Origin of the sequence: Acuticoccus sp., assembly GCF_965213555.1 — a bacterium.
GTDB lineage: Bacteria > Pseudomonadota > Alphaproteobacteria > Rhizobiales > Amorphaceae > Acuticoccus.
Genome location: NZ_OZ243890.1, coordinates 2,303,546 through 2,315,473, shown reverse-complemented (window position 1 = coordinate 2,315,473; position 11,928 = coordinate 2,303,546). Strand labels below are relative to the sequence as shown.

The 11,928-nt window shown below is 72.0% G+C and carries 14 protein-coding genes and 1 pseudogene; 4 read left to right on the top strand and 11 right to left on the bottom strand.

Translation table 11 applies throughout. The annotated features are described in order from the left end of the window. Nucleotides 1-156: 156 nt before the first annotated feature. Nucleotides 157-1,455 (top strand): bacteriorhodopsin, encoded by a 1,299-nt coding sequence (locus ACOOE8_RS10975; protein WP_420391518.1) that lies wholly within the window; start codon nt 157-159, stop codon nt 1,453-1,455. Nucleotides 1,456-1,457: 2 nt separating this feature from the next. Here ACOOE8_RS10975 and ACOOE8_RS10970 read toward each other — a convergent pair whose 3' ends face one another. Genes ACOOE8_RS10970 through phnG form a run of 8 tightly spaced genes read right to left on the bottom strand, consistent with a single transcriptional unit; the run spans nt 1,458 to nt 6,815 of the window. Then, nucleotides 1,458-2,027, bottom strand: a complete 570-nt coding sequence (locus ACOOE8_RS10970; RefSeq protein ID WP_420391517.1) for a chloramphenicol acetyltransferase — start codon at nt 2,025-2,027, stop codon at nt 1,458-1,460. 41 nt (nt 2,028-2,068) lie between these two features. Then, on the bottom strand, nt 2,069-2,761 hold the full coding sequence (phnL, locus tag ACOOE8_RS10965) for a phosphonate C-P lyase system protein PhnL (protein ID WP_420391516.1): 693 nt from the start codon (nt 2,759-2,761) through the stop codon (nt 2,069-2,071). Then, entirely contained in the window at nt 2,761-3,087 is a 327-nt protein-coding gene (locus ACOOE8_RS10960) for a hypothetical protein (protein WP_420391515.1), read from the bottom strand. The genes phnL and ACOOE8_RS10960 overlap by 1 nt, the downstream gene beginning before the upstream one ends. Continuing rightward, on the bottom strand, nt 3,087-3,857 hold the full coding sequence (gene phnK, locus ACOOE8_RS10955; RefSeq protein WP_420391514.1) for a phosphonate C-P lyase system protein PhnK: 771 nt from the start codon (nt 3,855-3,857) through the stop codon (nt 3,087-3,089). The genes ACOOE8_RS10960 and phnK overlap by 1 nt, the downstream gene beginning before the upstream one ends. Then, nucleotides 3,854-4,645 (bottom strand): alpha-D-ribose 1-methylphosphonate 5-phosphate C-P-lyase PhnJ, encoded by a 792-nt coding sequence (locus ACOOE8_RS10950; protein WP_420394684.1) that lies wholly within the window; start codon nt 4,643-4,645, stop codon nt 3,854-3,856. Before ACOOE8_RS10950 ends, phnK begins: the two co-directional genes overlap by 4 nt. 44 nt (nt 4,646-4,689) lie before the next feature. Next, nucleotides 4,690-5,760: a carbon-phosphorus lyase complex subunit PhnI gene (locus ACOOE8_RS10945; RefSeq protein ID WP_420391513.1), complete on the bottom strand. Its 1,071-nt coding sequence runs from the start codon at nt 5,758-5,760 to the stop codon at nt 4,690-4,692. Between the two features lie 16 nt (nt 5,761-5,776). Then, complete coding sequence (gene phnH / locus ACOOE8_RS10940) at nt 5,777-6,349, bottom strand: phosphonate C-P lyase system protein PhnH (RefSeq protein WP_420391512.1); 573 nt, start codon at nt 6,347-6,349, stop codon at nt 5,777-5,779. Nucleotides 6,350-6,371: 22 nt separating this feature from the next. Beyond that, nucleotides 6,372-6,815, bottom strand: a complete 444-nt coding sequence (gene phnG, locus ACOOE8_RS10935; RefSeq protein ID WP_420391511.1) for a phosphonate C-P lyase system protein PhnG — start codon at nt 6,813-6,815, stop codon at nt 6,372-6,374. Between the two features lie 297 nt (nt 6,816-7,112). Here phnG and ACOOE8_RS10930 point away from each other — a divergent pair, with 297 nt between their 5' ends. Beyond that, nucleotides 7,113-8,060, top strand: coding sequence for a hypothetical protein (locus ACOOE8_RS10930; RefSeq protein WP_420391510.1), 948 nt, complete (start codon nt 7,113-7,115; stop codon nt 8,058-8,060). Here ACOOE8_RS10930 and ACOOE8_RS10925 read toward each other — a convergent pair. Then, nucleotides 7,998-8,699 carry an NAD(P)-dependent oxidoreductase gene (locus ACOOE8_RS10925; RefSeq protein WP_420391509.1) on the bottom strand — a complete coding sequence of 234 codons (702 nt, stop codon included), beginning with the start codon at nt 8,697-8,699 and terminating at the stop codon, nt 7,998-8,000. The genes ACOOE8_RS10930 and ACOOE8_RS10925 overlap by 63 nt on opposite strands. 125 nt (nt 8,700-8,824) lie before the next feature. On the opposite strand from ACOOE8_RS10925, the pseudogene ACOOE8_RS10920 reads away from it, so the two are divergent. Beyond that, a pseudogene (locus ACOOE8_RS10920) lies at nt 8,825-9,548 on the top strand (ABC transporter permease). After that, the gene (gene uraH, locus ACOOE8_RS10915; protein WP_420391508.1) at nt 9,545-9,892 is read left to right on the top strand and encodes a hydroxyisourate hydrolase; all 348 of its coding nucleotides are present in this window, start codon (nt 9,545-9,547) and stop codon (nt 9,890-9,892) included. The pseudogene ACOOE8_RS10920 and the gene uraH overlap by 4 nt, the downstream one beginning before the upstream one ends. 583 nt (nt 9,893-10,475) lie before the next feature. On the opposite strand, the gene ACOOE8_RS10910 is transcribed toward uraH, so the two are convergent. Both ACOOE8_RS10910 and ACOOE8_RS10905 read right to left on the bottom strand, forming a co-directional pair. Further along, entirely contained in the window at nt 10,476-10,790 is a 315-nt protein-coding gene (locus tag ACOOE8_RS10910; protein WP_420391507.1) for a hypothetical protein, read from the bottom strand. Between the two features lie 154 nt (nt 10,791-10,944). After that, a complete protein-coding gene (locus tag ACOOE8_RS10905; RefSeq protein WP_420391506.1) occupies nt 10,945-11,886 on the bottom strand; it encodes a Brp/Blh family beta-carotene 15,15'-dioxygenase in 942 nt (313 codons plus the stop codon). Nucleotides 11,887-11,928 lie beyond the last annotated feature (42 nt).

Genomic DNA, 11,928 nt, shown 5'->3' with positions numbered 1-11,928 from the left:
TTTGGGCAGGCCATATCATTCGTCTGGTCGAATGAACGAGCGGGGCGCAAGCCGCACCATGGAACGCATGACCCGAACTTCCGGCACGATGTCACGCCATCGTGACACGACGTCGACATCGTGCGCCGGCGACATCGGCCTCGGACGGTCGACCCGATGAGCGTCGAGCTCGTGTTCTGGATCGGCGCCGTCGCGCTGTTCGTCGGTGGGCTGGCGATCTTCTTCCTCGGTGGCCTGTCCACGACGCGGCAGGCGGCGCGTACCACGCTGCACTCGGTCGTCTGTCTCGTGGCGGCGGGCTTCTATGTCGTGCTCGCCACGGGGACGCGGGAGGTCCACTTCGGGCCCATCGAGATCGGCACGCGCTACCTCGATTGGCTCATCACCACGCCGCTGCTCCTGGCGGCGCTGCTCGTCACCGCGGCACCGCTCGGCCGCACCCTCGTGCCGCTCGCTGCGACCGTGATCTTCCTCGACGTCGTCATGGTTCTGACGGGTGCCGTCGCCGCCGGCGGCATGGGGGTCACGGTCTGGATATGGTTCGTCGTCTCGTCCATCGCGTTCGCCCTCGTCCTCCTCTTCCTGTGGGGTCCGGTGCGCGAAGTGGCGAGAGAGGGTCACCCGGTCCGCAGCGAGCTTTACGTCCGGCACGCCGGCCTCCTGACGGCGCTTTGGCTGATCTACCCGGTGGTGTTCTTCCTCGGGCCCGAGTTCCAGGGCGCGTGGGGCCTCGGCGCCCAGGACGCCCTGTTCGCGGTGGCCGACATCGCGTCGAAGGCGGCCTACGGGCTCCTGGTGGTGCTGGAGGACCAACGCTTGGTTCCGCTGGAGCGCCACGGCGAAGGCCACGACCGCCGAGTGGCGGCGGCCGAGGAACGCCCACCGGCCACCGCCCCAGCGCCGCCGCAGCGCGACCGCCCGGAGCCGGAGCCGGTGGACGCGCCGCTCGCCGGCGAGCGGGCTCCATACGACGCGGAGGCCGCGACACAGGACGGGCCGGCGACGCCCAGGTCGCGCGTGCCCGAGGCGGAGTCGGCGGCGGACGCCGAGCCCGTGCCGGCGGCGCCCCAGCGGGACGACCCCGAGGCCAGGGAGGCGCGGCGCGCGGCGCGACGGGAGGCGGCGGCGCGGGCACGGGCACGGGCCCTCGAGCTGTACTACCGCGGCGGCGAGGCTGCCCGGCTCATCGCCACCGAGGGCGCCAAGCAGGTGCGCCGGCGCAGGGTCATCCTCCAGGAAGGTCGCCCCGTCAGGGTCATGCGACTGACCTACCGCTGGAAGACGCCAGTGGCCGCCCGTGCCGTGCCGCCGTCCAAGCCACCGCGGGTCCGCCAGCGTCGACCGCTCCTGCCGACGCCCTTCGGGCGCCTGCGCAAGGAGGATGCGGCGCCGGCGGCGATGGTCGCGGCGGTCCTCCTCGTCGTCGCCGTCACCGCACAGCGGCGCCGCGACTGACCTCAAGCCGTCTCGTGGCGCTCCAGGAACGCCTCGGTGGAGAGCTGCTGGAAGTCGTGAAGCGTCGCCCTCAACCGCGCATGCGGCCAATCCCACCACGCGAGCGCCTGGAGGCGCTCGGCCGTCCGTGCGTCGAAGCGCCGGCGCAGCGGTCGCGCCGGGACCCCGGCGACGATGGTGTAGGGCGCGACCTCGCGCGTCACCACCGCATGGGCCGCGACGACCGCGCCGGTGCCCACCGCGACGCCTGGCATCACACTCGCCGCGTGCCCGATCCACACGTCGTGGCCGAGCGCGACCGCGTGCGCCCTGCGCCACGCGAACACCGCCTCGTCGTCGCCCGCATCCTCGAAGTAGCGCGAGGCCCGGTAGCTGAAGTGATGGCTCGACGCTCGCTCGACGGGGTGGTTGGTCGGGTTGAGCCGCACGTTGGAGGCGAGTGAGCAGAACTTGCCCACCGTCGCGTAGCTGATCTGCCCCCCCTCCATCACGTAGCTGTAGTCGCCGAAAATCGACCACTCGATGCGGGTGCGCGGGCCGACCTCGGTCCACGCGCCGAGGGCGGATTCCACGATCGTCGCGTCCGGATGGACCGTCGGCTCCGGCGACAGCCTCACGCCGGAGCGAAGCCGCTGACGTCGACGATGCGGTCGGCGACCCGCGCGCGCACCGCCTCGTCGTGGAAGATGCCGAGGATCGCGGTGCCCGCCGCCTTCTTCTCCTCGATGAGGGCGACGACGACGTCACGGTTCGCGGCATCAAGGCTCGCCGTCGGCTCGTCGAGCAGGAGGAGCGGCGCATTGCGGATGAAGCCGCGGGCGATGTTGACCCTCTGCTTCTCGCCGCCGGAGAAGGTCGCCGGGGGCAGTCCCCACAGTCGCTGCGGCAGGTTGAGCCGCGCGAGGAGCGCCGCCGCCCTGTCCCGTGCTTGGTCGGCGCCAAGCTCTGCCTCGGCTGGCGCAGCGACCACGTCGAGGGTCGGCACGCGGGGGATCACGCGCAGGAACTGGGTGACCTCGGCGATGGTCTCACGCCGTACGGCGATCAGCTCGCGCGCCGTGAGGGCGACGAGGTCCACCGGCGCGCCGCGATGGCGCACGATGATGCGACCCGCCGAGGCGCCGTAGGTCCCTGCCACCATCTTCAGCACCGAGCTCTTGCCCGCCCCCGACGGCCCGCCGAGCACGACGCACTCGCCGGGCGACACGCTGAAGCCGGCGCCCTCGACGACCGGCAGCGCAAGCCCTCGCTGGAGGTGCAGCACGAACCTCTTCGACAGACCATCGACGACGAGCGCTGGCTCCATCACGCCTCGCTCGTCGTGTGGGCGTGCCGCATCGTGGCCCCGCCGCGCACACCGCGCAGCATGGCGATGCCGAGGTGTGCGTTCTCGCCGGCGAGGTCGTCTAGGAGGTCCCGCGGCCAATGGAGCACGGCGCAGTCGGCTTCTGCGCGCACCCGTGGCGGTGCGAGCCTGTCGATCAAGGCGATGCCGCCGTGCCAGTTGCCCGGCCGGTCGTCGGCGCGGTCGTGAGCGAGCGTCGAGCCCGCGACGAGGCGATCGAGCTCCACCGGCGACGGGGCGCTGAAGTGGTCGATGGCGGCCAAGGTTGCTGCAAGCGTGCCTTGCATCATACCTCCAAGATCGCGGAGACGAGGAGCTGGGTGTAGGGGTGCTGCGGGTCCTCCAGGACGCGCGCTGTCATCCCCTCCTCGACGACGCGGCCGTCCTTCATGACGAGGATGCGGTCGGCCAGGAGGCGGGCGACGGCGAGGTCGTGGGTGACGATGACCGCCGCGAGGTCGAGCTCGGCGACCAGCCGGCGTAGGACGTCGAGCACCCGGGCCTGCACCGAGACGTCGAGCCCGCCCGTCGGCTCGTCGAGCAGGACGAGGCGCGGGTGGGTGACGAGGTTACGTGCGATCTGCAGGCGCTGGCGCATCCCCCCGGAGAAGCTCCGCGGGGCGTCGTCCACGCGCTCGGCCGGGATCTCGACCCGCTCCAGCCAATCGACCGCCGTGGTGCGGATGTCGCCGTAGTGCCGGTGTCCGACCGCCATCAGCCGCTCGCCGATGTTGCCGCCCGCCGACACCGACATGCGCAGCCCGTCCGCCGGGTTCTGGTGGACGAAGCCCCATTCGGTGCGCGCGAGCCGCCGGCGCTCCGCCTCGCCGAGGTCAGCAAGGTCGCGCCAACCGCCCTCGCGCGACACGTAGCGCACACGTCCTGAAGCCGGCACGACGCGCTGCAGGAGCGCGCCTAGGAGCGTGGTCTTGCCCGAGCCGGACTCACCGACGACAGCGAGCACCTCGCCCGTGTAGAGGTCGAAGGACACGTCCGTGCAGCCGACCCGCTCGCCGTAGCGCACGGTGAGGGCTTCGGCGGCAAGGAGCGGCGTCACGTCCCACCACCATCACGGCGCGCCTCGCACCAGTCGGTGTCGGAGCACGCGTGCATCCGCCCGCCCGCGTCGTCGGTCACGATCTCGTCGAGGTAGACGCCGGTGGCGCCGCACAACGCGCAGGGCTCGGTGAACTCCTGCACGCGGAACGGATGGTCCTCGAAGTCGAGGCTGACCACCTCGGTGTAGGGCGGCAGCGCGTAGATCCGACGCTCGCGACCGGCGCCGAAGAGCTGCAGCGCCGGCGAGCGGTGCATTTTCGGGTTGTCGAACTTGGGCGTCGGGGACGGGTCCATCACGTAGCGCCCCTCGACGCGCACGGGGTAGGCGTAGGTCGTCGCGATGTGGCCGTGCCGGGCGATGTCCTCGTAAAGCTTCACGTGCATCAACCCGTACTCCTCGAGCGCGTGCATCACCCGCGTCTCGATCTCGCGCGGCTCGAGGAAGCGCAGCGGCTCGGGGATCGGCACCTGATAGACGAGGATCTGCCCCGCGCGGAGCGGCGTCTCGGGGATGCGGTGGCGCGTCTGGATGATCGTCGCCTCCACCGTGCGCGTGGTGACGGCGACGTTCGCGACCTTGGCGAAGAAGGCACGGATGGAGACCGCGTTGGTCGTGTCGTCGGCGCCCTGGTCGATCACCTTGAGGACGTCCCCCTCGCCGATGATCGACGCCGTCACCTGGACGCCGCCGGTGCCCCAGCCGTAGGGCATCGGCATCTCGCGGCTCGCGAACGGCACCTGGTAGCCTGGGATCGCCACCGCCTTGAGGAGGGCGCGGCGGATCATCCGCTTGGTGCCTTCGTCGAGGTAGGCGAAGTTGTAGGTGGCGCTCACTCCGCCGCCCTCCGTGCCGGGCGTGCGGCCTCCTCGCGCATCCGGCGCACCAGCTCGAGCTCGGCCTGGAAGTCCACGTAGTGCGGCAGCTTGAGGTGCTCCACGAAGCCCGTCGCCATGACGTTGTCGGCGTGGGCGATGACGAACTCCTCGTCCTGCGAAGGGGCGACGCGGTCCTCGCCGAGCTCGCCGGCGCGCAGCGAGCGGTCGACGAGCGCCATCGCCATCGCCTTCCTCTCGATTCGGCCGAACACGAGCCCGTAGCCGCGGGTGAACTGCGGCGGCTCGTCCGCCGACCCATGGAACTGGTTCACCATCTGGCACTCGGTGACGGTGATGGTGCCGAGCGTGACCGCGAAGCCGAGCTCGGGCACCATCACCTCGACCTCGACGGCGCCGACGCGCAGCTCGCCGACGAAGGGGTGCGTGCGCCCGAAGCCCCGCTGGGTCGAGTAGGCGAGGCCCAGCAGCCAGCCCTCGTCGCCCCGGGCGAGCGCCTGCAGGCGGACGGGGCGATCCATCGGCGGGTCCATCGGCTCGCGCGTGAGGTCGCCGGGCTCCGCCCCGCGCTCGCCGCCGTCCGGCTCCAAAAGGCCCTCACGGCCGAGGACGTCCGTCACCCTGGGCGCGTCGCCTACTGGAGCGCCGGTGGCGGGGGAGGACGTTGTCAGGTCGTCCTCGATGAGCCGGTGTGTGTAGTCGAACGTGGGGCCGAGGATCTGGCCGCCGACGAGGTCCTTGAAGGTCGCCGAGATGCGTCGCTCGATGGCCATCGCGCCGGTGTCGATGGGCTCGCTGGCGCCGAGCCGGGGCAGCGTCGTGCGGAACGCGCGGGTCAGGAAGATCGCCTCGATGAGGTCGCCGCGCGCCTGGCGCACGGCGGTCGCCGCGAGCTCGACGTCGTACAGCGAGCCCTCCGCCATGACGCGGTCGACGGCGAGCGAAAGCTGCTCTGCGATCTGCCTGGCGGTGAGCTCGGGGACGGCCGGATCGCCGCGGCGGTCCTTGGCCAGCAGGCGGTGCGCGTTGGCGATCGCCGCCTCGCCGCCCTTCACCGCGACGTACATGGCAACTCACCCGTCATCATGCGGCCGCCAACGCCGTCGTGCGCGGCAGTCCCATCACCGCGTCGCCGTCGACGAGGAGGAGGTCCATGCCGCGCGGGAACAGGGCGCGGTTGGCCTCCCAGCGCTCGACGAAGTCGATCGGCAAGGACAGGCCGACGGCGCGGCGACCGTCGATCCCCGGCCCCGTCAGCACGAAGCGGGACCCGCCGAACCGCACGGCGACGACGAGCGTGGCGGACCGGTCTGGGTAGTCGTCGTCGCCCAGCGCGAAGCCGTCGAGGTCGGGTGCGCTGAGCAGCGCGAAGCGGGCGGCCCGACGCTCGCCCACCACCGGAGCGCCGGTGTGGAAGGTGAGCCATCGCGCCGCGGAGGCGTGGTCCTCGTCGAGCCACACCGGCGTGTCCGCATCCAACAGCGCCAGAGCGACGGCACCCGCGCCGGATGAGAGCGGGGGCGGTGGGCCGGTGGGAGGCAGCGTCATCACGGTCCCGGGCTCGGCCATCGCGCGCAGGATCACGCGGAACGCCGCCTGGGCGCCGTGGACGGGGTCGGCGAAGCCGCCCGACAGCGTCGCGGCGTCGAGGCTCACGGCGTTGACGCGGCCCGTGCCATCAGTCCTCCCCCCGCGCCATGGTGAAGAAGTCGACGCGCGTCGCGCCCACCTCGGCGGCACGCGCCGCGGTCCGCGCCATGCGCGCCGCGTCGAGCGCCGCGGCGACGGCGCCCACGCGGCCGCCGTACCGTGGCGTCTGCCCGAGGGCGTCGAGGAGGGCCACGTGTCGCGCCCGCTCGCCGTCCCGCCCCAGCACGTGACCGAAGCCCACCTCGCCGGTCGACAGGCGGACGACGCACCGCGTCATCGTCGCCTCGCCGGCGTTGAACGGCGCGCCGCCACCGCCGATGCGCCCGCGCACCATGACGAGCCCGACCTCGGGACCGCGCACCACCTCGTGCCCGGGGACGTCTTGGGGAAGGTCACGGACGGCTGCGGCCAGCTCGTCCGGCTCGGCGAGCGCGAGGGACCGTAGGAGGGATTGACGCGCGACTTCGGACATGAGGCGTCGCTAGGCGCTGGGTGTGACGGTTCGATGACCACGACCTGCGGATCGTCGGCAGCTGATCCTCTCGGTAAGGTCTTGGACGGAACGCCGCCTGCCTGTGAGGCAGCGCAAGCCGTTGCCCGGCCCGATGGAGAGCCTGCGGCACACGCTGCCCGCCGCGTTCACCGTCGCGGTTGCTCTCTGCCCGCCGCGCCGCAGGACCTCTCGCCTGTTCGCCTCAAGCTGGACTTGCCTCGCTGGAGGGCAAGACGCTCGGCGCCGCGCCCCGGCCAGCGGCCCGACGGCGCTGCGGTGAACGACCTCGACATCAAAACGATCACCATTGGGCGGTCGGCTTCCCGGTCCGCGAGCCGATTGACCCAGGGCGACGTCGACCCGCTCATCGGCTTCTCGTTCTCCTCGGTCCTGAACCTCAAGCTGCAGGACGTCGCGAAGGACGCCAAAGTGACGCTGCCGATGGCGGACCACGGGCTCGAGCTCTACGGCAACGCCGCCCTCGCCACCACGGAGTGGGCGCAGGACGACCCCAAGGCGGTGGAGTGTTTCCCGCGCGTCGCAAAGGGTGAGTTCGCTGCCGTGGTCGGCCCGTCGGATTGCGGCAGTTCCTCGGGGATGCGCCTTGCGACCGGCCTCACCTCCCCGGGCAGGACGCGTCGCGGTGGCCGGCGCCGCCATCACGGGACGCCGTCGATCATGGGGACGGCGGTTGGGAACCCCTGGCTGTTCCCCTGGCGCGCGACGCTCGACACCATGCTCCTGCCGCTCGAGATCGTGCGACCGCACCGGCGGCGTCGGCCCGTCCCCAAGCACCGCCGCGCGCACCGTGAGAAGGCGGAGGCGTTGCTCGTCCCCGTCTGCTCCGGGTTCGGCATGCGCTACCCATGCCCGCTGTCGGGCAGCATGGAGCAGCGCGCCAACCTGCGCGGCGCGCTGATCCACGATCCGGCGCTGCTGAGGCTCAACGAGCCGTTCGGCGCGCTCGACGCCTTGCCCTGCGAGCGCGTTGGGGCGTCATGCAGCACCTCCACCGCGAGCGTTGGTTCACCGCGGTCTTCGTCGCGCACGGTCTGGCGAGGCGATCCTCCCGTGGAGGTCGACGAACTTGCGCTCGTAGGCCGTGCACGAGCTCAGCAGGCTCATCGCCGGCGCGTGGGTCGGCCTGAGGGTCGCCGGGCGTCAGTCGGCGAGCTCCTCGACGACCTTGATCGGGGACGAGGCGGACGGGTCCTCGGCCCGTGAGATCGCGGGCGTGGCGCGAACGTGCTCGCCGTCGAGCGCGCAGCGCAGCATGAAGTCGGCCAGGTCCGGCACCCGTGTGCGGATGTGATCCTCCGGGATGACGTCCTCGCTCACCGTGTAGTCCCCGGTATAGGGGGCATCGAGGAGCCAGCCCGGGCGCACCGCGGTCCACTCGATGTCCGGGGCCGCGCGAAGGAGGTCCTCCATCTCATGCATGTGCTCGAAGATGCCCGACAGCGCGGTCATCGCCGCCGCCTCGAACCAGATGGGCCCCCGCCTGATCGTCTCGACGAACGTCGCCGAGATCACCACGAGCCGCGCCACCCCGCTCTTGCGCATCGCCGCGATGATGTTGCGCGTGCCCTCCGTGAAGAGCGGTGGCGGGTCGAGCAGGGTCTTGGGCGACCCCATGGGCAGCCCGATGGCCGAGGCGACGACGTCGACCCCTTCGACGGCGCGGACGAGGCTGTCCTCGTCGAGCACGTCGACGACGGCGTAGGTGCACCCTTCCCGCTGGGGCTCGTCGAGCTGATGCCGGTCGGCGGCGATGACGCGGCAGCCCCGGGCGAGCGCCTGGGCGACCAACTCGCGCCCCGTGCTACCACCGGCGCCGAGGACGAGGATGTGCGGCTGGGACATGATGAAACTCCTCCACGCAACAACCGCAGCCGATCTCGACCGTTCCTGCGGTGCGACCCCTTGCCGAGGCTGACCATCCGCTTGGCGACGGCAGCATCTTCGATCATTGCGCGCGCTCAGGCTGGATCGCCCTTCTCGCGAGCAGGGTAACGGATGAAGGACTCAGGAGGTCGTGGCGCCATTCGCCTCCGCGGGTCCGCCGCGTCGCGCTATGGGAGGCCGCGGAGCGGCTCGCCGACATGCCGGTCTTCGTCCTGCCGACGCCCTTCGTCGTCGCCGCGACCTTCATCGACTTCCGGCTCGTCGTGGTCGGCGGCCGCGGTCGCACCCTTCGTCGGCTGGTCGCGGTCGATCTACGGCGGACCCTACCGTTGTTCGTCGGGTTCTGCACGGGCCTAGAGGTCGCGATGGTGCCGATCCTCGTCATCTGGTTCGGCATCGGCGTCGTGCCGGCGATCACCACCGCGTTCCTCACCCCGTTCCTTCCGGTGGTCGTGAAGGTCGCGACCGGGCTTGCCACAATCGAGCCGGAGGCCGAGGACGTCCTACGCGCCCTCGGCGCCTCAAAGTGGGACGGATGACCAAGGTCGGCATTTCGCGCGCGATGTTGTACGTCTTCGGCTCGCTTAAGGTCGCCATCACGCTCGCCTTCGTCGGCACCGTGGTGTCGGCGACCATCGCCGCCAACGAGGGCTCGGCTCCATGATGATCGCCGCGCAGTCGCAAACCAACGTGCCGCTGACCTCCACGGGTCTGGTGGCGCTCGCGGTGCAGGGGACCGCCGTGTGCGCGCTGATGGCCTGGATCGAGACGCGGACCACGGGCCGGGCGCGGCGGGGGCAGCGGTGACGCCGGGTCTCACGACGCACGTCCTCGACACCGCGCACGGGATGCCGGCGGCGGGCGTCGCCATTCGCCTCGCCGACGCCGCGGGCCACGAGCTGGCCCGCGCGACCACCAACGCCGACGGCCGACCGGACGCGCCGCTCCTCGCCGGCGAGTCGTTTCAGCCCGGCGCCTACCGGCTGGAGTTCGCCGTCGGGGACTACTTCCGGGCCCGCGGCGTCCCCTTGGCGGACCCGCCCTTCCTCGACGTCGTCGTCGTCGCGTTCGGCATCGCGGACGGCTCGGCGCATTACCACGTTCCGCTCCTCGTCTCGCCCTACGGATACGTCACCTACCGGGGTTCGTGATGGGCTGGCGCCGACGTCCAGCGAGCCGATGTTGACGGCACGCCCCTGTCGGCGACGGACGTCGCCCCAGCGACGACGCTGCTCAAGGTCCTGCGTGGGCCCGGCCTCTCCACATCAAGGAGGGATGCGCGGAGGGGGGACTGCGGCGCCTCCACCGTCTCCGCGCGGCGGCCGGCGAACGGCACGCTCGTCACCCGCGCGTTGAGCGCATGCATGATGCCGCTGCCCCCAACGCACGGCGCGGAGGTCGTCACCGTAGGGAGCTCGCCGACCATCGGCCCAAAGCGCGACGGTCGACCACCACGCCCTCCCGATGCAGCGACTGCACTTCGGGCTTCGCCATGTCGACGGGGGCGCGCAATGTGCGTGCGCCAGCGGACGAGCAGGCTTTGAGCGACAGGCTCGCCGTCACTGTGGGGCTGCAGCGGCTACGGGCCGACCCTCGCCGAAGCGAGCGCCAACGGACCTGCACCGCGGTGGGCCCCCTGCCCGCCCCTCGCCGAGCCCTTGCGCCGCCGCCGCGGCGGCTTCAGCTTCGCGCAGGGGGAGCGTGGCCGGCAACATCACCCGCCTCGCCCATCGGCTAGCTTGCCCTGCGCTCATCGCAGCCGGCGCGACCTTGGAGCCCGGCCGTCGTGGCGGCCGTCGCACGACGGCGCTCAGGGAACACTTTCGCGCCTACGGTGAGCAGGATCGCCGGACCGTGACGGGAGGTCCGACGACTGGGCAGCGCTTTCGCCGGTAAGGAGAACCGGGCACCCTCGCCGCAGCCGTCGCTGCTCTTGCCGCGCGTTGACCGGTCGTCCGGCGAAGGGCGCAGATCGGCCGCGACGACGAGTTCGCCATGACTGGCCAACGGCACGACGTCCTCATCGTCCGACGCGCCGTCGACGTCCAAGATCGCCTTCGCCCACGATCACCCGCTCGAGCTCAACGGTGCAATCCAGGGCGCTGGGACAGAACCATGAGCTCGCGTGCGCCGCTCCAAGGCGGTGGGCGAGCCGCCGTCGATGCTCGCGATCTCCGCCCAGCAGGCGGTGAGCGCTGAGGTCTCAGCGGCGCGTGGCCGGGCGGGCTTCCATCACCTCGTCGGTCCCGCGACGCCCGAGGCCGTCCTCGCCGCGCTCGACCGAGGGGACGAGGACGCGACGTGCCCAGGACGCGAGCGCCGGCCGTTCGGTGACCATCTCGAGGGTCATGTGCGGCACGGTGAGGCACGCAAGTCCGACGAACAGTGCTCTCGCCACCGCGTCATCCCACGCAAGGCCCGCGCCCGCCCATGATGCCGCCGCGGCGCACCCGGCGAGCGCCGCGGCAGCCGCGTAGGGCGCTGCGGCGCGCGCGGCATCGGTCGTGCTCAGCCTCAGCGCCTCGCAAACCTCCCGAGTGTGTCGCGGCGAGTGGAGCAGCACGAAGTAGACCGCGAAGGCGATCTCGGGCCGGACCGCGAGCGCCAGCATGCCGTAGGCCCCGAGCTCGACGCCAGCCGCGGCGTCGCGACGCAGGAGGATCACGGTCAGCGCACCACCCGCCGCGAACGGGGCGAGCGCGGCGAGCGCGGCAGCGACCGCCGTGCCGTCCCCCGTCATCGCGGTGAAGATCGCCGCGACCTCCGCCTCGAACCGCACGGCCGGCGCCGTGACGACGACCGCGCCGAGGACCGCGGCCGCCGAAAGCCGCGCGTCCCAGTCCCGCCCGAAGTGGACCGCAGCGTAGGTCAGGAACGCCACCAACGCCGCGACCGGCGTGGTGACGAAGAACAGCGCCATCGCCGCGGCGAGCGCAACGTAGAGCGCGAGGAACCGCACGAGCGGCGCTGCCCCGTCGAGTCCCAGCGTGCGACGTGCGAGGCGGGTGTCCAACGCCCCATGGGGCAGCCCGCCGGCGACCACCGCGACCGCGGTGAGGGCCCACACCGCGGCGTCCGGCAGGCGTGCGAGCCACGCGGCCGCGGCGACGCAGGCCAGCGAGGTGGCAAGGAACGAACGACGCATCGCGAACCTTCCTGTCGGACCGCCGTGACGGCGTCTTCTGAC

Excerpts from the sequence above, each read along its gene's own strand:
- ACOOE8_RS10975 (WP_420391518.1), top strand. The coding sequence starts at position 157 with ATGAGCGTCGAGCTCGTGTTCTGGATCGGCGCCGTCGCGCTGTTCGTC.
- phnL (WP_420391516.1), bottom strand. The coding sequence starts at position 2,761 with ATGGAGCCAGCGCTCGTCGTCGATGGTCTGTCGAAGAGGTTCGTGCTG.
- ACOOE8_RS10960 (WP_420391515.1), bottom strand. The coding sequence starts at position 3,087 with ATGCAAGGCACGCTTGCAGCAACCTTGGCCGCCATCGACCACTTCAGC.
- ACOOE8_RS10950 (WP_420394684.1), bottom strand. The coding sequence starts at position 4,645 with ATGATCCGCCGCGCCCTCCTCAAGGCGGTGGCGATCCCAGGCTACCAG.
- ACOOE8_RS10945 (WP_420391513.1), bottom strand. The coding sequence starts at position 5,760 with ATGTACGTCGCGGTGAAGGGCGGCGAGGCGGCGATCGCCAACGCGCAC.
- phnG (WP_420391511.1), bottom strand. The coding sequence starts at position 6,815 with ATGTCCGAAGTCGCGCGTCAATCCCTCCTACGGTCCCTCGCGCTCGCC.
- ACOOE8_RS10925 (WP_420391509.1), bottom strand. The coding sequence starts at position 8,699 with ATGTCCCAGCCGCACATCCTCGTCCTCGGCGCCGGTGGTAGCACGGGG.
- ACOOE8_RS10905 (WP_420391506.1), bottom strand. The coding sequence starts at position 11,886 with ATGCGTCGTTCGTTCCTTGCCACCTCGCTGGCCTGCGTCGCCGCGGCC.